The following is a 19,555-nucleotide window of genomic DNA, read 5'->3' as shown; positions in this document are numbered from 1 at the left end:
CGTGGGGGACTTTCCGATCAATCTGGTCCAGGCACCGGAGCGTCCACGGTTCGGGCGGCTCAAGGCGGCGGCGATCGTCCTCGCCACGCTGGCCATGTGCCTGCCGCTGACAGGTGCGGTGGCCGCTCCCCCGGTCACCTCGCCGGCCTTCGCGATCCAGGGCATGGACCGCGTCCCGTCCCCGCCGAGCGGTCGCAGCTGGGCGCCGGCGCCGCGTACCCGGAAGGGCTTGAATCTGGTCTCGGCCGCGGTGGAAAGAACGTTCGTTCTGCACACGGCCGGTGGCGACGTCACGTTCCTGCCGGGCGTGAACCTGGGCAGCACCACGCCCGGCCACCAGCCCGGCGAGCTGTCCATCAGCCGGGAGCAGTACCGCACGTGGCTGGCCGCGATGGGCTGGCTCGGGCTGCGCGTGGTCCGCGTCTACACGATCCACCCGCCCGCCTTCTACCAGGAGCTCGCGCGCTACAACCGGGCCAACCCGGACCGGCCGCTCTACCTGATGCAGGGCGCCTACTTCCCGGACGAGTCCTACGTCGCCAAGAAGAACCTCTACGACAAGGCCGTGACCAGCAGCTTCCAGCGGGAGATCCGGGATGTCTCGGACGCCGTCGCGGGGGCGCTGACCCGGCAGCCGATGCGCGGACGGGCCGGCGGCACCTGGGACACCGACGTCACGCCGTGGCTCGCCGGCTGGATCGTCGGCGTCGAGCTCGATCCCATCGCCGGCGCCGCCTCGGACCGGCGCAACGCCTCCGCGCCGCAGGTCAAGGGGAAGTTCTTCGGGGGTACGCCGGACGCGACGCCAACCGAGCGCTGGCTCGCCGCCCGGATGGACGAACTGGCCACCTACCAGGCGCAACGGGGTGCGAGCCAGCCGATCGCCTTCACCAACTGGCCGACCACCGACCCGCTGCGGCACCCCGAGGAGCCCCTGCCCCAGGAGGACCTGCTGCAGCTGGACGCCAACCACGTCCGGGCGACCGCGGCGTGGCCGGCCGGCACGTTCGCCAGCTATCACGCCTACCCGTACTACCCGGACTTCCAGCGGCACGAACCGGGCATGCAGACCTACCGGCACAACGGGCGCTCCGACCCGTACGCGGGATATCTGGATCTTCTGCGCAAGCACCACGCGACGATGCCGGTGCTGGTGACCGAGTTCGGCGTGCCGTCGTCGATCGGGTCGGCCCACAACTCGCCGCTCGGCCGCAGCCAGGGTGACCACAGCGAGCAGGAGGCGATGCGGATCGACGCCGACCTGCTGCGGCTCATCCACGACGTGGGTCTCGGCGGCGGCTTCCTGTTCGGCTGGGCGGACGAGTGGTTCAAGTTCACCTGGAACACCATCGAGCACCAGGACGGCGAGCGCCGGCAGCTGTGGCACGACCCGTACACCAACGAGCAGAACTTCGGCCTGATCGCGATGGATTCGGCCGGTCAGCCGGACACTCCGCCGAAGTACCTCGTCGACACCGAGGACGGCTGGCCGGCCCGCCGCGTCTCGGCCCGGGTCGACGAGTCGTACCTGCGGCTCCGGATCGGGCTCGGTGACCCGGCGCCGAGCGCGTTGACGCTCTCGTTCGACGTCCTCCCGGCGGTGAGCGGGCCGCCGCCGCCCGGGTCGGCGGACCGGACCGGGGACGCCGCGCTCACCTTCGACCTGGTCAGCCGCACCGGGCAGGCGTACCTCCGCGAGCTCCTGGATCCGCTGCCGCTGGACTACCGGGCGCTCGAATCGGCGCGCGGCCCGGCGCCGGAGGGCTGGCGCCGGTTCGAGCTCGTGGTCAACCGCGACCTGACCGTGCCCAGCACCGGCCGGAAGCTGCCCGCCGAGATCATCGACGCCGGCCAGTTGCGCTACGGCGAGTGGGACGGTGACGGCTCGGACAGCCGATCAGTGTGGCGGCGGGACGGCGACGACCTGGCCATCCGGGTGCCGTGGGCGCTGCTGGGCTACGCCGACCCGTCCGCGCACATGGTCGGCGTCCCGCGCGGCAGCGAGCTGGCGCTGGTGGTCAGCCCGGGCGCCGGCGTGACCGTCTCCGCCTCCGGCACCGACCAGTTCGCCGGCGACGTAACCTGGGTGAACTGGAACCGGCCGTACTGGACCGAGCGCCTCAAGCTGGGCGCTTCGCAGTTTCGCGACGCGGTCCTGGAGGTCACTCGCCCTTTTTGACCAGCAGGGCGGCCAGGCCCAGGCCGATCAGGAGGAAGCCCAGCGCGACCGCCGGTGGCACCAGCGACGCGGACGTCGTGATGGCCAGGGTGTTCTTGTCCGGCACGGCCGGTGATGGCGTCGGGGTGCTGGGCGTCCTGCCCACCCCCGGCGTGGCGGTCGCGAACTCGCTCAGCTCGGTGCCGTCGGTGGCGTAGGTGAACACGGTCACGTCGTACTGCCTGCCGTTGGCCAGACCAGTCAGGTCGCAGCCCGTCCCGGTCGCCGTCCCGACCGTGCAGAACGCCTCGTACCCCGAGCTCACGGCCAGGTAGGCGAGGAAGTCGCCGGACCCGAATCCGGTCGCCGGCCGCCAAGAGATCCGCAGGCCGCGGTCGATGGGTACGGCACGCACGCCGGACACGGCCGCGGGTGCTCGCGGCAGACCTTGGACCTGCACGGGTACGCCGGAAGCACCGCTCGCGCCGGCCCCCAGACGTCCGGCGCCGGCGTTCCCCCAGCAGAAGGCGACGTTGCGCTCGTCCAGCGCGCACGAGTGCTCGTCGCCGCTGTCCAGATCACGTAGGTCAATATCCGGATCCCGATCAATCCGCCCGGGGGCCGCTCGGTCGGCGGTGCCGCCGTCGCCCAGCTGGCCCTCGCCGCCCTCGCCCCAGCACCAGCCCGCCTCCTGCCGGTCCACGCCGCACACGTGTTCGCCGCCGACCGCCACCTGCCGGAACACCGGCCCGCCCGCGGCCACCGGCGCGTTCTCGACACCGCTCGCGGTACGCCCCCAGCACGCCGCCCGGCCGTCCTCGTCGACCGCGCAGGACTGCTGCTTGCCGACCGCGATCTGGCGCACGGTCACGTTCGTGCTCACCCGCACCGGCCGGACGACGTCCGTGCCGGTGCCGTCGCCCAGCTGACCGCGATCCCCCGCGCCCCAGCACCAGGCCACGCCGTCCGCGGTCGCCGCGCACGTGGCGTCGCCACCGGCCGCGATGTCCACCACCGGATCGGTCAGCCCGGTCGCGTCGGTCACCCGGACCGGCTCATCCTGGTCCGTCGACGCGCCGTTGCCCAGCTGACCGCGGTTGCCCGCGCCCCAGCACCAGGCGTCGCCCTGCTCGTCGATCGCGCAGCTGTGGTTCTCGCCGGTGGTCACCTCGACCAGCACGGACCCCTGCGGGAAGTCGGCCTGGGCCGGTGTGTCCTGGTCGCCGGTCGCGCTGGTGCCGAGCTGCCCCAGCGAGTTGTCGCCCCAGCAGAAGACCGCGCCGTTGTGCTCCAGGGCGCAGGTGTGCTTCTCGCCGGCGTCGACCTGGACCACGACCCGCATCCCGGGCGGCGCCGTCACGGGGACGGCCCGGGTCACGTTCGACAGCGGCGGGCCGTCGCCGAGCTGGCCGTCGGTGTCGCTGCCCCAGCAGTAGACCGTGCCGGCGCTGGTCGTCGCGCAGGAGTGCGCCCGGCCGGCGGTGATCGAGGCGGCCCCGACGGTGGCGGCCCGGAGCGAGTCCGGGTTCACGCCGTCCGGCCAGGCGTCGCCGCTGCCCGCAGCCCCTTTGTCCGCAGCGCCTTTGTCCGCAGCGAGCGCGGGTGCCGGCAGGACCATCAGGAGTGCGGCCGCCAGCAGGGCGATGACGCGTGCCAACCCGATCTCCCCAAGCGCTCGGTTACAGGACCGGCGCCATCCTGCCGGTTTCAGACAGTTTCGTCCCGCTTCGACACGCTGGCGCTGCCTCGGCCGACATTCCGACGCCGCGGACGGTGTCGGCCGCGCTCACCGTTGCGAAACCCCAGCTCTTCGCATGTCCCGGTCCTCACAGGTGCTACACAGGGAACCGAAAGGGTCGGCATAGCCGCGCCCGCGACAGTGGGAGCATGACGATGGCGAACACCGACACGAGCACCGAACTCCGCCGCCCCGATGGCGGGCCGGTCCGGGTGCTCGTCGTCGACGACGAACCCACCCTGGCCGAGCTGCTCTCGATGGCCCTGCGCTACGAGGGATGGGACGTGCGCAGCGCCGGCGACGGCATGGGCGCCGTGCGGACCGCCCGCGACTTCCGGCCGGACGCCGTCGTGCTCGACATGATGCTGCCCGACATCGACGGCCTCGAAGTGCTGCGCCGGCTGCGCGGCGAGACCCCCGACGTGCCGGTGCTGTTCCTCACCGCCAAGGACTCCGTCGAGGACCGGATCACCGGGCTCACCGCCGGCGGCGACGACTACGTGACGAAGCCGTTCAGCCTGGAGGAGGTCGTCGCCCGGCTGCGCGGACTGATGCGCCGGATGGGCCGCTCCCCGATGCGCGCCGAGTCGCAGCTGCACGTCGGCGACCTGTCGCTGGACGAGGACAGCCACGAGGTGCGCCGCGACGGCACCCTGATCACGCTCACCGCGACCGAGTTCGAGCTGCTGCGTTACCTGATGCGCAACCCGCGCCGGGTGCTCAGCAAGAGCCAGATCCTGGACCGGGTGTGGAACTACGACTTCGGCGGCCAGGCCAACGTGGTCGAGCTGTACATCTCGTACCTGCGCAAGAAGATCGACGCCGGCCGCTCGCCGATGATCCACACCATGCGCGGCGCCGGCTACGTGCTGAAGCCGGCCGACTGACGTGACCGCGATCGTGCACCCGTCCCGCTGGCGCAGCCCGCGAGGCTGGTCCCTGCGTACGCGACTGGTCGCGATCCTGATCGTCCTGCTCGCGGCGCTCGGCCTCCTGGTCGGCGCGACCGCCCAGATCTTCCTGCACAAAACCCTTTACGACCGCGTCGACGACCGCCTGACCGACGCGACCTCCCGGACCCTGGGCCGGCCACCGGGCAGCAACAGGTCCTTCTTCCGGTCTCTCAACCCGATCAAGGAAAGCCCGCCGGGCGGCTCGCAAACCGGCTCCATCATCGTGATCTGGGGATCGAATCCCGAGACCGGCGCCCCCGGGGTCTTCGGCGGCGAGGTGCAGTACACGCAGCCCACCACCGACGAGACGTTCGACCCGCGCGACGCCGGCGGATACGCGGAGCTGCCGACCTCGGCCGTCAGCACACTCGCTGCCCTGGCGCCCAACGGCGAGCACGTCGAGGTCGACCTCGGCGGTGACCGCGGCGACTACCTGGTGAGCTCCAACTTCGTCGAGAACGAGGTGGTCGTCACCGGCCTCCCGCTGGGCGAGACGCAGAGCACGTTGCTGCAGGTCGGCCTGGTCATCGGGGGCGGGATCCTGCTGTCGCTGGTCGCCGCCGGCCTTGCCGGGGCGTACATCGTGCGGCGTACCCTCAAGCCCCTCGACCGGGTGGCGGCCACCGCGACCCGCGTGTCCGAGCTGCGGCTCGACCGCGGCGAGGTCGAGCTCGCGCAACGCGTGCCGGCCGCCGACACCGACTCCCGCACCGAGGTCGGCCAGGTCGGCGCCGCCCTCAACCAGCTGCTCGACCACGTCGGCAGCGCGCTCGAGGCGCGCCACAACAGCGAGATGCAGGTACGCCAGTTCGTCGCCGACGCCAGCCACGAGCTGCGCACGCCGCTCGCTGCGATCCGCGGGTACGCCGAGCTCAGCCGCCGCAGCCGCCAGCCGATCCCGGAGGAGGTCGGCCATGTGCTGCGCCGGGTCGAGTCCGAGGCGCTGCGGATGACGGCGCTGGTCGAGGACCTGCTGCTGCTCGCCCGCCTGGACGCCGGGCGGCCGCTCGAACACGAACCGGTCGACCTGACCATGCTGGTGGTGGACGCGGTCAGCGACGCGCACGCGGCCGGCCCGCGGCACGACTGGCAGCTCGCCCTGCCCGAGGAGCCGGTCGCCGTGATCGGGGACGGCGCGCGGCTGCATCAGGTGCTGGCCAATCTGCTGGCGAACGCGCGTACGCACACTCCTGAAGGCACCACCGTGACCGTCGGAGTCCGCGCAACCGACCACGAAGCCCTGCTCACCGTGACCGACCGCGGCCCGGGCATTCCCGCCGAGCTGCAACCGCACATCTTCAAGCGTTTCGCGCGCGGCGACAGCTCCCGGTCCCGTGCGGCCGGGAGCACCGGCCTGGGACTGTCCATCGTGTACGCCGTGGTCACCGCGCACGGCGGCACTGTCGCGGTCGAGTCGGCGCCGGGGCGCACCGAGTTCACCGTGCGGCTGCCGCTGTCGGTCTCACCAGGCGCGGCGTATCCCGTCCATCAGGACGTCGCGCAGGTCGTCCAGTAACGCCTGGGCCGCGTCGCCGTCGCTGACGTGCAGCTCCAGCGGCACCGACTCCCGGTCGCGGCCGACGATCACGTCCAGCGCGCACAGGGCACGCCCGGCCAGTTCACCGCTCACGCCGGGCAGCGCGGCGCGGGCCAGGCGGTGGTCCAGCCAGCTTTTCCCGTACGCGCCGGGCAGGCCGGCCGCGATCACCGCGACCGCCGTGATCGCCTGGGTGGGCGGAATCTCGCCGAGCAGCACGGTCGGCGTCTCCCAGACCCGGGCGACGACCGTGGCGACGGCGTGGAACCGCTCGCGGGGCGACAGCTCGAGCAGTTCGTCGAGCAGGTCCGGCGCTGAGACCTCGTTCATGTTTCCCATCGGACCACAGGTGGGGGCGGTTGCCCATAACCCGGGCGACGGACATTGGGCCGGCTCGGGTCGCCGGCTCCGCCACGGCCATCCGCCGCGCCCTGCCCCGCCCGCGGACTTCCGGCCGGCTTGCTCCGCCGGTCAGGCCGGCAGCAGGGATCTCGCCCGCAGCAGCTCGGTCGCCTCCGCCGGCGCGACCGGGCGGGAGAACAGGTAGCCCTGCCCCTGCCCGCAGTTCAGCGCCAGCAGTTCCGCGTGCTGCTCCTCGGTCTCGATGCCCTCGGCCACCACGGTCAGGCCGAGCGAGTCGGCGATCGCGAGCACCGCGCGCACGATGCCGCGGTCCGTGTCCTTGGCCGGCAGCCCGGCCACGAACGACTTGTCGATCTTGAGGATCTCCACCGGGAGACGCTTGAGGTGACTCAGGTTCGAGTACGCCATGCCGAAATCGTCGAGCGCGAAGTGCACCCCGGCGCCCCGCAGCGCGGTGACGAAGTCGGTGACGTCCTGCCGGATCGAACTGTGCTCGGTGATCTCCAGCCACACGTCCCGCGGATCCGCGCCGGCCGAGGTGATCACGTCGAGTGTCCGGGCGGCCGCCTCCGGCTGCTGGAGCTGCACCGGCGACAGGTTGACGCTGATCCGCAGGTGCCCGTTGCCCGGCAGCCGCTGCCATTCGGCGAGCCGGTGGCAGGCCTGGCCGAGCACCCACTCGCCGATACCCACGATCGCGCCGGTCTCCTCGGCGAGCGGGATGAACTCGTCCGGCGGGATCGGGCCACGGCGCGGGTGGGTCCAGCGGCAGAGCGCCTCGAAGCCGAGGATCCGCCGGGTCGCGAGCTCCACGATCGGCTGGTAGTGGATCGTCAGCTCGTCGCGGGCGAGCGCCTGGGCCAGATCGGAGCGCAGTTCGAGCCGGCCGAGACTGTGCTGCGAGGCGTCCTCGTCGAACACCCGCACCCGGCCACGGCCGGCGTTCTTGGCGGCGTACATCGCCGCGTCGGCGTCGCGCAGCATCGCGCTCGCCTGGGACTCACCGCAGGCGCCCAGCACGCCACCCACACTCACCGAGATCTCCACCAGCTCGCCGCTCAGCCAGAACGGCGCGTCGAGGGCGCGGACCACCCGGTCGCCGATCTCGGTGACGGCGTCCAGGTCGTCGACCGCGTCGAGGAGGATCACGAACTCGTCGCCGCCGAACCGCGCGAGCAGGTCGGCGGGGCGTACGCAGGTCCGCAGCCGGTCGGCCACCTGGATCAGCAGATCGTCGCCGGCTTCGTGCCCGAGCCGGTCGTTGACCTCCTTGAACTTGTCGAGGTCGCAGAAGAGCAACCCGATCTGCCCGTCGCCGCCCCGGGCCAGCGCCAGGTCGAGCCGCTCGGCGGTGAGCGCCCGGTTGGCCAGCTCGGTCAGCGGGTCGTGGGTGGCGCGCCGGCGCAACTCGTCCTCGAGCCGGCGGCGCTCGTCGATCACCCGCGACGACAGCACCAGCGTGCCGTCCTCCGGCGCCAGGCGCAGCGCGCTCTCCACCCACACCCAGACGTTGCGGCCGGACCGCATCCGGTACTCCACCTTCGCCGTGCCGGACGGGCGGACCAGCGCCGCGGTCACGGCCGGCCGGTCCGCGGGGTGCACCAGGTCGGTCACCGCGGTGCCCAGCAGCCCGTCGGGCGGGATCGCCAGCTCACGGTCGTGCGACGGTGAGGCGTACACGAATCGGCCGCCGGCGTCGACGACGGCGATCAGGTCGCTGATCGAGTCGGTGATCAGCCGCAGCTTGCTCTCGCTGCCGCCGAGGGCCAGGTAGAGCTCCGCGTTGGTGATGGCGGCGCCGACGTAGTTCCCGAAGATCGACGCCGACTCGACGGCGTCCCGCCGGAACGGCCGGTGATCGCGGCGCAGCGCGTAGAGAACGGCGTTCGGCGAACCGTCCCGCATGATCGGGACGCCCAGGACCGAGCCGTGCAGGACCGAGCCGTGCAGATCCGAGCCGTGCAGATCCGAGCCGTGCAGATCCGAGCCGTGCAGATCCGAGCCGTGCAGATCCGAGCCGTCGGGCTGGCCGGCCTGGCCCAACTGCTGGTACTGGCCGGCGTGGATGTCGCCCGAGCGGAGAGCCGCCCAGCCGACCAGGTCCGCGACGGCGATCGGCTGGTCCGGTGACGGCAGCCCGGCCGTCCCGGTGGACGCGCACAGGTACGCGACCTCGCCGTCGATCCGGACGATGCCGGCCTCGTCCGCGTCGACGAGCAGGGGCAGCAGCTTGACGGCCTCGTCGAAGATCGACGGCAGGTCGAGCCGGCTGGAGAGCCGGTGGCCGAAGGTGGCCAGGTTCTCCACCGCCGCGCTGCGCTGGCGGGCCTCCACCGCGAGGCCGAGCCGGGCCGCCACCGAGCCGAGCACGGGCAGGTCGCCCGGCGGGAACCCGCCGGCGCTGACCCGGTACATGACCAGCAGTTCGTCCCCGGCGCCCGCCTCGCCGACCGGCACCCAGACCGCCGAGCCCGGCGCCAGCGGCACCATCGAGGGCGGCAGGTCGACCGCGAGGTCCAGGCCCGCGCCGGTGCGGGCGACGGCGCGAGCACTGGTCAGTGCCTCCGCCGCGCCGCCGGCCAGCGGCCAGCCCTCGGTGTACGCCGGGTCGTCCTCGGGAATCCCGCAGGCGCTGGTCACCTGGAGCCGGCCACCGATCGCCCGGACCGTGGCGGCGACGTCGGCCGCATAGATCTGGGACAGCACGACCAGCGTCTGGTCCACCAGTTCGGCCGGCGACGACGGCCGGCCGAGCACGGTGAGCACCCGGATCAGACGCGAGGTCTGCCGGTACGCGTCGCTGGTCGCCGCGATGGCGGCGACCAGTTCCTCCCGGAGCCGGGCCGCCTCGTCCGGGGGATGCGCGGTCGTGGACATGCTGATCCTCGGGTTTCGCGGCTCTAGAGGGCGATCGCCGTGAGGGTGGCGTTGTGATAGCCGGCCACGCCGGTGCTGCGGGCGAACTCGCCGTACGTGTAGAACCCGAAGGTGGCGACCTGACCGGCGGCCTTGTGCAACCGCGCGGCCTCCTCACCGGCACGCACGGCGAGCAGGTCGATGCGGGCGATGCAGCTGAACATCAGCATCACCGCCGGCGCGCTCACGTCCCGCAAGGCGTCGTCCACCACCTCCTCGCTGGCGTTCAGCAGGTCGTCCTGGTCCGCCGAGACGAACTGCACGGCGCAGTACTCGGGCAGCGGCACGAAGGTCCGCAACGCACCGTCCTCGCCGACGAAGGCGCCGCGGATCAGCTGGGTGCCGTCCGGCTCGATGAGACCGAAGGAATGTCCGGTGTCCCAGCCGTCGTAGGCGCCCTCGAAGTTCCTCGCCTCGCCGCTCGTCCGCTGGGAGATCACCTCGGTGAAGACGGCGGCAGCCGGACGGCCGTCGATCTCCTCGACCTCCATCCCGTTCACCCGGGTGACCAGCATCGGCAGCGTCTTCGGCTTCCAGCCGTGGCCCGACACCACGCGCAGCGGCCGCTCCGAGCCGATCCACACGGCCACGGCGGCGTCCCGCATCGCCTGATCGCCGAAGAACACGTACGAGCCGGAGAAGGTGCGGTCGTCGCCGGCCGCACCGCCGACCACCGGGACACGGGCGCCGGTGACCCGGTAAATGCCGGTGAGCAGGCTCTGCATGTCGCCCGCCATGCCGTCGGCCAGCACCATCAGCGCGCTGTGCGGGGTCGTGTCACCGCCCGCCGCGTCCATGGCCCCGCGGGCGAGCTCACGGCCGGCCGCCAACGCGTCCGCACCGACGCCGGTGACCACGGAGGCCCCGAAGCGGTAGACGCCCGCACCGAGCACCATGACGCTCACCGCGGTGCCCGCCGGCACGTAGGTGCCGTCGGCGAACTGGCCGCTGGTACTCGCGCCGACCAGCGGGGTGGCGCCGGTGACGCCACGCACGGCGGCGAGAAGCGCGGTGAGGTCGTACCGGATCGAGCCGTAGACGATGACCAGCCCCGGCTCGGCACCGCCGAGTGCGCCCAGGGCGGCCCGGGCGGCCTCGGCGCCGGCCGCGGTGGCGTCGTCCAGGCTGCTGAACCCTGATCCGACGGGCAGTCGTTGCATGACATCAACCATCAGCCGGACGCTCCCTCGAGTTGTACTGGGCCCCATCAATAACCCTCATCGGCGGGCGAGCCCCGGAAATGAGGAAGAGAGGCTCACCGCTGTGGCCCGGCGTCCCCCATCCGGTAGGCTGTCGGCGTGTCCCGTTGGTATGCGTGGTTTACGAGGCCGGCTCAGCCCGGTGCCTCGGTTATGACCGCATGACCTGAGGCACCACCGAGCCGGCCGAGGCAGCGACAATCATGTCGCTGCCTTTTCGTTTGCGACGACAAGCCGGCTCACGCGCGAGGCACCGGCCCTCACGCGCCCGGCGGAGGGAAATCATGACCATCCCCGAGGTGCAGCGGGTCCGGGACCAGCGCATCGAGACCATCGTCCCGTTGATGAGCCCCGCCCTGCTCCACCACGAGCTGCCGCTCACCGAGGACCTGCACGACGCGGTGCTCGCCGGGCGCGGTCAGGTCGAAGCGGTGCTGCAGGGCCGAGATCCACGGCTGCTGGTCGTCGTCGGCCCGTGCTCGGTGCACGACCCGGTGGCCGCTCTCGAATACGCCGGCCGCTTGCGGACCGAGGCCGCACGGCTCGCGGACGACCTGCTCATCGTGATGCGGGTGTACTTCGAGAAGCCGCGATCCACGGTCGGCTGGAAGGGCCTGATCAACGATCCCGCGCTGGACGGCACCGGTGACGTGTCCACCGGCCTGCGGATGGCGCGCCGCCTTCTGCTCGAAGTGGTCGGCCAGGGCCTGCCGGTGGCGGTGGAGTTCCTCGACCCGATCACCCCGCAGTACATCGCCGACACGGTCGCCTGGGGCGCGATCGGCGCCCGCACCGTCGAGTCGCAGGTGCACCGCCAGCTGGCCAGCGGCCTGTCCATGCCGATCGGCATGAAGAACCGCCCCGACGGGAGCATCGCCACGGCCATCGACGCGATCAACGCCGCGGCCGCCCAGCACGTCTTCCCCGGCATCGACTTCTCCGGCACGCCGGCGATCCTGCACACCGCCGGCAACCCCGACTGTCACCTGGTGCTGCGCGGCGGAGGCGGCAAGCCCAACTACTCGGCCGCGGACGTGGCCCACTCCCTGGACCTGCTGGCCCAGGCTTCGTTGCCGGAACGGCTGGTCATCGACTGCTCGCACGGCAACAGCAACAAGGACCACCTCCGCCAGCCGCTGGTGGTCGACGACGTGGCGGCACAGCTGGAGTCCGGCCAGAAGGGCATCGCCGGCGTGATGCTGGAGAGCTTCCTGGTGCCGGGCCGGCAGAACCTCGGGGACGAGCTGGTCTACGGCCAGTCGGTAACGGACGCGTGCATGGGCTGGGACGCCACCGTCCAGGTCCTCGACCGGCTGGCCGCGGCCTCCGCCAAGCGCCGAGCCGCCTGACGGCACCTCTGAAGCGGCCGCCCGACGCGGGCGGCCGCTCAGCGCTCGTTCGGCGGCCGCTCAGCACTCGTTCGGCGGGCCGCTCAGCACTCGTTCGGCGGCGGCGAGAAGCGGCCCGGACCACCGACTGGCCGGCGCGTCGAAGGCGGGACCGTGCTGCGCCCGTACCCATAAAGGTCTTCATAGATCGCGCACAGGTCGGGCACAAGCCGTGGACAGAGCCGCGGCCGAGAGTGATCGGGTCAGCTACGAAACCTGCCCGAAGGACTCCGATGACCACGACGATGCCGGCTCCGCCGCTCGCGCCGCCGAACCCGCCGGCGCCGGGCCGAAAGCGCAACTCCCCCCTTGGCAAGCTCCTCCTCGGCAAGCCCGGCGATCCGCGCTGGGTGCGGCCCTCGTTGCTCGCGTTGCTGCTGGTGACGGCCGTGCTCTACCTGTGGGGGCTGGGCGCGTCGGGCTGGGGGAACGCGTTCTACTCGGCGGCCGTGCAGGCCGGGTCGGAGAGCTGGAAGGCGTTCTTCTACGGCTCGTCGGACGCGGCCAACTCGATCACCGTGGACAAGACCCCGGCGTCGCTGTGGGTGATGGCGCTGTCGGTACGGATCTTCGGGCTGAGCTCGTGGAGCATCCTGGTGCCACAGGCGCTGATGGGCGTGGCCACCACCGGGCTGCTGTTCGCCGCGGTGCGCCGCTGGTACGGGCCGGCCGCCGGCCTGATCGCCGGGGCGGTGTCGGCGCTGACCCCGGTGGCGGTGCTGATGTTCCGCTTCAACAACCCGGACGCGCTGCTGGTGCTGCTGATGGTGGCCGCGGCGTGGGCGACGACCCGGGCGCTGGCGGACGGGCGCACGAAGTGGCTGGTCTGGGCCGGTGTGTTCCTCGGCTTCGGCTTCCTCACCAAGATGCTGCAGGTGCTGCTGGTGGTGCCGGCGTTCGGCCTGGCGTACCTGCTGTTCGGTCCTCCTCGTCTCGGTAGGCGGCTCGTGCAGCTGCTGCTCGCGGGGCTGGCGATCGTGGTGTCGGCCGGCTGGTGGATCGCGATCGTGGAGCTGGTGCCGGCGTCGATGCGGCCGTACATCGGCGGCTCGCAGGACAACAGCATCCTCGAGCTGACCCTCGGCTACAACGGCCTCGGCCGGCTCAACGGCGAGGAGACCGGCAGCGTCGGCGGCGGGCGTGGTGGCGGTGGTGGCGCCTGGGGCGAGTCCGGGTTGCTGCGGATGTTCGACTCGTCGCAGGGCGGTCAGATCTCGTGGCTGCTGCCGGCCGCGCTGATCCTGCTGGTGGCGGGGCTGGTGCTGACGGCACGGGCGGCCCGGACCGATCGGCTGCGGGCCGGGCTGGTGCTGTGGGGCGGCTGGCTGGTGATCACCGGGCTGGTGTTCAGCTTCATGCAGGGGATCTTCCACGCCTACTACACGGTCGCTTTGGCCCCGGCGGTGGGCGCGGTCGTCGGCATCGGTGCGGCTCTGGTGTGGGGCGCGATCCGCAATTCCCGGGTACGACCGGAGCCCGTTCCGCCGTCCGCGACTTCCGCACCCGCCTCGCCTGACTTCGCCTCGCCCCCGCACACCTCGCACCACGTCGGCGATATCCACCCGGCTCCCTCGTCTTCGGTTCGTGGGAACGGATGGCGGGCGCCGTTCGCGGCCGTGATGCTGGCGCTCGCGGTCGGGGTGAGCGCCTGGTGGTCCTGGACGCTTCTCGGGCGCAGCGCGGACTTCCTGCCCTGGCTGCGGTGGGTGGTCCTGGCCGGCGGTCTGGTCGCGGCGGTCGGTGCGCTCGGCCTGATGCGGCTGCCGATGCGGGTGGCCGCGGTGATCGCCGGGCTCGCGCTGGGTGCGACTCTGGCCGGCCCCGCCGCGTACGCGGTACAGACCGCTTCCGAGCCGCACACCGGTTCGATCCCGACCGCCGGGCCGGAGGTTCAGGGCGGCTTCGGTGGACCGGGCGGCCGTGGCGGCATGCGGGGTGGCTTCCCGGGCGGCGGCGCTCCGGGCGGCACCGGTCAGCAGGGTGGCGCGTTCCCGGGCGGCGGTTTCCCCGGCGGCGGTTTCCCCGGCGGCGGCTTCCCCGGCGGCGGATTCCCCGGCGGCGGCCAGCAAGGTGGCCGTCCCGGTGGTGGCGGCATGGGTGGCCTGCTCAACGCCGCGACCGTCTCCGACGAGATGAAGGCGCTGCTCGACGCGAACGCCGGCGACTACACCTGGGTGGCCGCGGCCGTCGGATCGCAGAACGCGTCCGGATACCAGCTCGCCACTGAGGACCCGGTGATGGCGATCGGCGGCTTCAACGGCAGCGACCCGTCGCCCACATTGGAGCAGTTCCAGCAGTACGTCACCGATGGCAAGATCCATTACTTCATCGGCGGCGGCGGTTTCGGCGGCCGGGGCGGTTCGAACGGCAGCAGCCCCGGCTCGCAGATCGCCGAGTGGGTGGCGGCGAACTACACCGCACAGACCGTCGACGGCGTGACCGTCTACGACCTGACCCAGCAGTGACCAGTTCGGCCACGACCCAGCAGTGACCAGTTCGGCCACGACCGCCGAGGCGGCTCTCCCGATGGAGGGCCGTCTCGGCGGCATTCATAGTCCAGGCACAGGGTCACCACATTCCTCGCAAAGCGCCGCGGCCGACCTTGGTGGCATGAGCCTTTCCACGCTGCCTGAGCACGCCGCCGAGTCGCTGCGCCTGGACACCCCGGTCCTCGACGTGGTCGTCCCCGTCCACAACGAGGAGATCGACCTCGAGCCGTGTGTACGCCGGCTGCACGACTACCTGTCGGCGCGGTTCCCGTACCGCTTCCGGATCACCATCGCGGACAACGCCAGCACCGACGCGACCGCCACGGTGGCGGCGACCCTGGTCGAGGCACTGCCCGAGGTAACCGCCGTGCATCTGGCGCAGAAGGGCCGGGGACGGGCGCTCAAGCACGCGTGGACCCACTCCGACGCCGCCGTCCTGGCGTACATGGATGTGGATCTGTCGACCGACCTCGCCGCCGTCCTGCCGCTGGTCGCGCCGCTCATCTCGGGCCACTCGGACCTGGCGATCGGGTCGCGGCTCAGCCGCGGATCCCGCGTCGTGCGCGGAGCCAAGCGCGAGTTCATCTCCCGCGGCTACAACCTGCTGCTGCGCGGCACCCTGGCGGCACGGTTCTCCGACGCGCAGTGCGGCTTCAAGGCGATCCGCCGGGACGTGGCGGCCCGCCTGCTGCCGATGGTCGAGGACACCGGCTGGTTCTTCGACACCGAGATGCTGGTGCTGGCGGAACGGGCCGGCCTGCGCATCCACGAGGTGCCGGTGGACTGGGTGGACGATCCGGACAGCCGGGTGGACATCGTCTCCACCGCGGTGGCCGACCTGAAGGGCATCGCGCGTCTGACCCGCGGGCTGGGCACCGGTCGTCTGCCACTGGCCGCGCTCCGCGAGCAGCTGGGCCGCAACCCGCTGCCGGTGGCCGGGGTGCCGGCCGGGCTGACCGGCCAGTTGGTCCGCTTCGCCGGCGTCGGGGTGGCGAGCACGCTGGCCTACCTGGCCCTCTATGCCCTGCTCAGGGCCGGTCTCGGCGCCCAGTGGGCCAATCTGCTGGCCCTGTTGCTCACGGCGGTGGCCAACACGGCGGCCAACCGCCGGCTGACTTTCCGGGTACGCGGTAACGACCGCGCCTGGCGCCACCAGGCCCAGGGTCTGGTCGTCTTCGGCGTCGGGCTGGCGCTGACCAGTGGCTCGCTGGCGCTGCTGCACGCGGCGAACCCGGCCCCCGCGACGTGGCTGGAACTGGCCGTCCTGGTGACCGCCAACGCGATCGCCACCGGGGTGCGCTTCCTGATGATGCGCATCTGGGTCTTCAAAGCGGCCTGACCTGGGCGGTGCCGCACCCGTGGTGCGAGTGGCGGCCGTCCACCTTCGGTAGACAGGGGTTCGCGGGCATGGATCGGGCATCATCTCGACATGCCCGGAGGTATCGAGCTTGCGACCGCCGGGTAACAATGTCATCACCGGGGTTGCGACTAACCCGGTCGATACGTCTTGGCACCCGGAGGGCCCGGACCGGAGGTGGCACCATGCTCAGCAAGGAAGACAGCCGCAGGCTCGCACAGTTGGAACGCCAGCTGCGCCGCGACGACCCCGAGTTCTGCGACCGCATGTCCGCCGGAGGCCGCACGGCCCGCCGCCGGTTGCCGGTGTCGTTGATCCTGGTGGCGGTCGCGGTGTGGGTGGCCGCGCTGATCCTCGCCGTCAGCGGCTGGTGGATCGCGGCGGGCATCGCCGCCGCTTGCGCGACCATGATCGTGGCGACGCTCGCATACCGCGGTCGTCGCCCGGTGCGCACCCGTCCCCCAGAGCCGGAGCCGCTCCCGCCGGCGTGGTGACCGCCGGCGCCGGCTCGGTGACCGCCGGCTTGGCGACCTTCGGCTCGGCGACCCTCGGCTTGCGGCCGGCTCAGGCGTAGGTGACTGTCGCGTCCGGGACGGCGCGTGCGCGCGCAACCTCCGCCGACTCGGTCTCCATCGCCTTGCGGGTCTTGGCGTTCAGCGTCCCGAACGGCGTCACCGTCAGGTCGACCCGCTTCCGACCGGACATCTTCGCCCGCCACACCCCGGCGACCTCCCCGTCGACCAGCAGCGCGCCCGGATTGCCGAGCGTGCGCCACACCTCCTTCTGCTGGGCCTTGTCCGGCACGAGCAGATCCCGGTCGCGGCCCTGCAGCAGCGCGTCCATCGGCGGCACGAATCGCACCCCGCCGACCGGCTCGGCCTCGGCCAGATCGCCCACCGCGTCGGCCGGCAACCACGCCTTCCGCCCGTCGACGCTGACCTCGGCGAGATCGTCCGGCCACACCTTCTTCATCTCGCCGGTCGAACTGCCGAAGTACTTCCCCACCTCCAGCGGCCCGGCCGGCCCGAGCATCCGCAGGTAGAGCCGGATCAGCCGATCGATGCCCTCGTTCCGCTCCGGGACACCCGGCCAGTCCTTGATCGGCCCGAGCGTCGCATCCTTGCCCCGCGACTCGACCTGAATGCCACCGGCGAGCCCCGCATGCTGCCACACGTTCCCGGCGATGTGCTGCGCGTCGCACGTCTTGCAGAAGTACGTGAGTTCCTTGGGCACCAGCTTGCTGACCTGGGTGCTGGCCTCGCCCCGCGGCATCGAGGAGGTGACGACCTCGCGGTTCGCCTCGGCCGCGGCCGTGAAGGCCCGAAGCCCCAGCTTCATCCCCTCACGGATCTGCCCGCTCTGGATCCGGGCGGTGGCGTCCGCGTCGCTGACCGGCCACAGGGCTCGCGCCAGATCCCACAGCTCCCGCCGCCGGTGCAGATGGGGCGCTCCCCGCGCGGCCCACACCATCACGAGCCGACGATCATCAAGATCCGCTGAGGTACGGGCAGCGAGCGCGACCCGCACCGACCCCGGCGTGTACTCCTGCACGCCGAGCTCGAGCAGCGGCAGATCGCCGGGCCGCTCCGTGCTCCGCTCGGCGAGACCGAGAGCCGCCACCCGGTACGCCATCACCTGCTCACGATTCACCTTCTGACCAGCCATGATCCGACCCTAGACCGCCTTACCTGACACCGCCTGTCAGCTTCCGATCCTCTTCCCCCTGCCCCGCCGCACTGCCTCGCCAGGCCGGACACCCTGATCGCACTGCTCGCCTTGCCGCCCCGCTACCGCATCCTGCCCAGCCAGACGATGGCCGCTCTGTTCGAGCGCGCCGTCCCCGCCCTGGTCCGCCCCGACGCCCCGCCCGCGGTCACCTTGACCCGCACCGAAAGGCCGCAGCCACACCCTCAGCTCGCCCGCGGCCGCCGCCTCCAGGTCAGCAACCGTGCCGGATCGTCAGGGGCGGCGGCCGTAACGTCGGGTCGCCACGTTGCGGAGCCGGTCCCGGCGGATGTCGGCGTGCGCCTCGACCAGTTCCCAGGTGTCCAGGCTGCTCGGCCCGTACGGACCCTCCTGCAGAATCGGCGGCTCGCCGGTGAGCCGAAACCCACAGCGCCGCGCCACAGCCGTGCTCGCCGTATTGGCGGGGTCGATGCGCAGCAGCAGCCGGCTCAGCCCGAGAGCGCCGTGCGCGAACCCGGAAAGCAGCCCCAGCGCACCCGACGCCAGCCCACGCCGCCGGAAGGGAGCACCCACCAGATAGCCCAGCTCGGCCTCCTTCAGGCCGAGGTCCATGCCGAAGAGCAGGACCTCACCGAGCGGCTTACCCCCGTCGGCGGTGATCGCCAGCTGGATGCGCTGCCCGGTGACCCGCCCCTGCTGTGCCCGTTTCAGGTAGGCGATCCCCGCCGCCACGTCGAACGGCGACGGCATCGGCGTCCACCGCGCGATGTCCGGCTCGTCCAGCAGGTCGACCAGGTCGTCGAGGTCCTCCGAGGTCCACTCGCGCAGCGCGACGCCCTCGCCTGTCAGCGAGATCGGAAAGGGCAGGCGCCCGAAGGTCGTCACCTGTCGATCGTGCCGTCAAGGTGCCACTTCCGGCCAGTGGCGATCGGCAGGAAAGCCATGAATGATTACTCATCCCCCACCGCTTGGGGTGATCATCTTGACTGGAAGGCTGCCGAGCATCGCCCAGTCATGGCTGATGTCTGATGCAGCACGCAGCAGCAGGGGGAGATATTCGCCGGTGAGTGTCTCGACCGAGGTCTCGGCGGCGTGCACGGTCACGTTGACCGCCGCGACGACCTCGCCCTCGGCGTCGCGGATGCCGGTGGCGATCGACCTGATGCCCGGCGCCAGGTCCTGGTCGGCGAGCGCCCAGCCTTTCGCCCGGACCTCGCGCAGCTCGCGGAACAGTTCGTTCGGCGTCGGCTGCCGCCGCGGCGTGATGCCGGACCGGCTCGGCTCCTCCCAGAGGAAGTCGAGCGTGTTGAAATCCTGTGCCGCGAGCAGCACCTTGCCCATCGACGTGGCGATCGCGGGGAAGCGGGTGCCGATCGTGACGGCGAGCGTCACGATCTTCGGCACCGCGACCCGCGCGACGTAGACGATGTCGCCCTCGTCCAGCCGCGCCATCGAGCTCGACTCGTTGGTCTGCGCGACCAGCTTTTCCAGGTGGGGCCGGGCGACGTCCCACATGTCCAGCGAGTTGATGTAGGTCATGCCGAGCTCGAGCACCCGTGGCGCGAGAACGTAGCCACGGTCGTGGTTGCGCACATAGCCCAGCGCGATGAGCGTCATCAGGATCCGCCGCACGGTCGGCCGGGCGAGGCCGGTGTCCGCGGCGATCTCGCTGAGCGTCGACACCCGGCGTTCCGGCCGGAAACTGCGCAGCACCTCGAGCCCCCGGGCCAGTGCCTCGATGAAGTCAGGGCCGGCGTCGTCGCGCGCCATC

14 protein-coding genes are annotated in these 19,555 nt (G+C 71.9%); 7 read left to right on the top strand and 7 right to left on the bottom strand.

Translation table 11 applies throughout. The annotated features are described in order from the left end of the window. Nucleotide 1 precedes the first annotated feature (1 nt). Nucleotides 2-2,179: a hypothetical protein gene (locus tag QSK31_RS17160; protein ID WP_285685019.1), complete on the top strand. Its 2,178-nt coding sequence runs from the start codon at nucleotides 2-4 to the stop codon at nucleotides 2,177-2,179. Here the strand turns inward: QSK31_RS17160 and QSK31_RS17155 are convergent. Beyond that, on the bottom strand, nucleotides 2,163-3,815 hold the full coding sequence (locus QSK31_RS17155) for an RCC1 domain-containing protein (protein ID WP_285685017.1): 1,653 nt from the start codon (nucleotides 3,813-3,815) through the stop codon (nucleotides 2,163-2,165). The genes QSK31_RS17160 and QSK31_RS17155 overlap by 17 nt on opposite strands. Before the next feature lie 230 nt (nucleotides 3,816-4,045). Here QSK31_RS17155 and QSK31_RS17150 point away from each other — a divergent pair, with 230 nt between their 5' ends. Both QSK31_RS17150 and QSK31_RS17145 read left to right on the top strand, forming a co-directional pair. Beyond that, nucleotides 4,046-4,783: a response regulator transcription factor gene (locus QSK31_RS17150; RefSeq protein WP_285685015.1), complete on the top strand. Its 738-nt coding sequence runs from the start codon at nucleotides 4,046-4,048 to the stop codon at nucleotides 4,781-4,783. Nucleotide 4,784: 1 nt separating this feature from the next. Further along, nucleotides 4,785-6,365, top strand: a complete 1,581-nt coding sequence (locus tag QSK31_RS17145) for a HAMP domain-containing sensor histidine kinase (protein WP_285685012.1) — start codon at nucleotides 4,785-4,787, stop codon at nucleotides 6,363-6,365. On the opposite strand, the gene QSK31_RS17140 is transcribed toward QSK31_RS17145, so the two are convergent. From QSK31_RS17140 to QSK31_RS17130, 3 genes are all read right to left on the bottom strand, one after another. Next, nucleotides 6,312-6,716 carry a hypothetical protein gene (locus tag QSK31_RS17140; protein WP_285685010.1) on the bottom strand — a complete coding sequence of 135 codons (405 nt, stop codon included), beginning with the start codon at nucleotides 6,714-6,716 and terminating at the stop codon, nucleotides 6,312-6,314. The genes QSK31_RS17145 and QSK31_RS17140 overlap by 54 nt on opposite strands. 141 nt (nucleotides 6,717-6,857) lie before the next feature. Then, entirely contained in the window at nucleotides 6,858-9,626 is a 2,769-nt protein-coding gene (locus tag QSK31_RS17135) for a putative bifunctional diguanylate cyclase/phosphodiesterase (protein WP_285685008.1), read from the bottom strand. Nucleotides 9,627-9,649: 23 nt separating this feature from the next. Further along, nucleotides 9,650-10,825: an FIST signal transduction protein gene (locus tag QSK31_RS17130; protein WP_285685006.1), complete on the bottom strand. Its 1,176-nt coding sequence runs from the start codon at nucleotides 10,823-10,825 to the stop codon at nucleotides 9,650-9,652. Between the two features lie 323 nt (nucleotides 10,826-11,148). Between QSK31_RS17130 and QSK31_RS17125 the strand changes: the two genes are divergently transcribed. From QSK31_RS17125 to QSK31_RS17110, 4 genes are all read left to right on the top strand, one after another. Further along, nucleotides 11,149-12,213: a 3-deoxy-7-phosphoheptulonate synthase gene (locus QSK31_RS17125; protein ID WP_285685004.1), complete on the top strand. Its 1,065-nt coding sequence runs from the start codon at nucleotides 11,149-11,151 to the stop codon at nucleotides 12,211-12,213. A 272-nt stretch (nucleotides 12,214-12,485) separates the two neighbouring features. Beyond that, a complete protein-coding gene (locus tag QSK31_RS17120; protein ID WP_285685002.1) occupies nucleotides 12,486-14,717 on the top strand; it encodes an ArnT family glycosyltransferase in 2,232 nt (743 codons plus the stop codon). 145 nt (nucleotides 14,718-14,862) lie between these two features. Beyond that, nucleotides 14,863-16,080 carry a bifunctional glycosyltransferase family 2/GtrA family protein gene (locus QSK31_RS17115; protein WP_285685001.1) on the top strand — a complete coding sequence of 406 codons (1,218 nt, stop codon included), beginning with the start codon at nucleotides 14,863-14,865 and terminating at the stop codon, nucleotides 16,078-16,080. A gap of 203 nt (nucleotides 16,081-16,283) precedes the next feature. Next, complete coding sequence (locus tag QSK31_RS17110; RefSeq protein ID WP_285684999.1) at nucleotides 16,284-16,592, top strand: DUF3040 domain-containing protein; 309 nt, start codon at nucleotides 16,284-16,286, stop codon at nucleotides 16,590-16,592. Nucleotides 16,593-16,662: 70 nt separating this feature from the next. On the opposite strand, the gene QSK31_RS17105 is transcribed toward QSK31_RS17110, so the two are convergent. The 3 genes from QSK31_RS17105 to QSK31_RS17095 form a co-directional block, all read right to left on the bottom strand. Beyond that, nucleotides 16,663-17,763 carry a winged helix DNA-binding domain-containing protein gene (locus tag QSK31_RS17105; RefSeq protein ID WP_285684997.1) on the bottom strand — a complete coding sequence of 367 codons (1,101 nt, stop codon included), beginning with the start codon at nucleotides 17,761-17,763 and terminating at the stop codon, nucleotides 16,663-16,665. A gap of 294 nt (nucleotides 17,764-18,057) precedes the next feature. Beyond that, nucleotides 18,058-18,669: a GNAT family N-acetyltransferase gene (locus QSK31_RS17100; protein WP_285684996.1), complete on the bottom strand. Its 612-nt coding sequence runs from the start codon at nucleotides 18,667-18,669 to the stop codon at nucleotides 18,058-18,060. A 69-nt stretch (nucleotides 18,670-18,738) separates the two neighbouring features. Further along, nucleotides 18,739-19,554: an IclR family transcriptional regulator domain-containing protein gene (locus tag QSK31_RS17095; RefSeq protein ID WP_285684995.1), complete on the bottom strand. Its 816-nt coding sequence runs from the start codon at nucleotides 19,552-19,554 to the stop codon at nucleotides 18,739-18,741. Between the last annotated feature and the right edge of the window lies 1 nt (nucleotide 19,555).

Origin of the sequence: Actinoplanes sp. NBRC 103695, from assembly GCF_030269485.1 — a bacterium.
In the GTDB taxonomy this organism is placed as follows: Bacteria; Actinomycetota; Actinomycetes; order Mycobacteriales; family Micromonosporaceae; genus Actinoplanes.
Note: the sequence above shows the minus strand (reverse complement) of the source record. Positions and strands in the feature narration are given on the sequence as shown.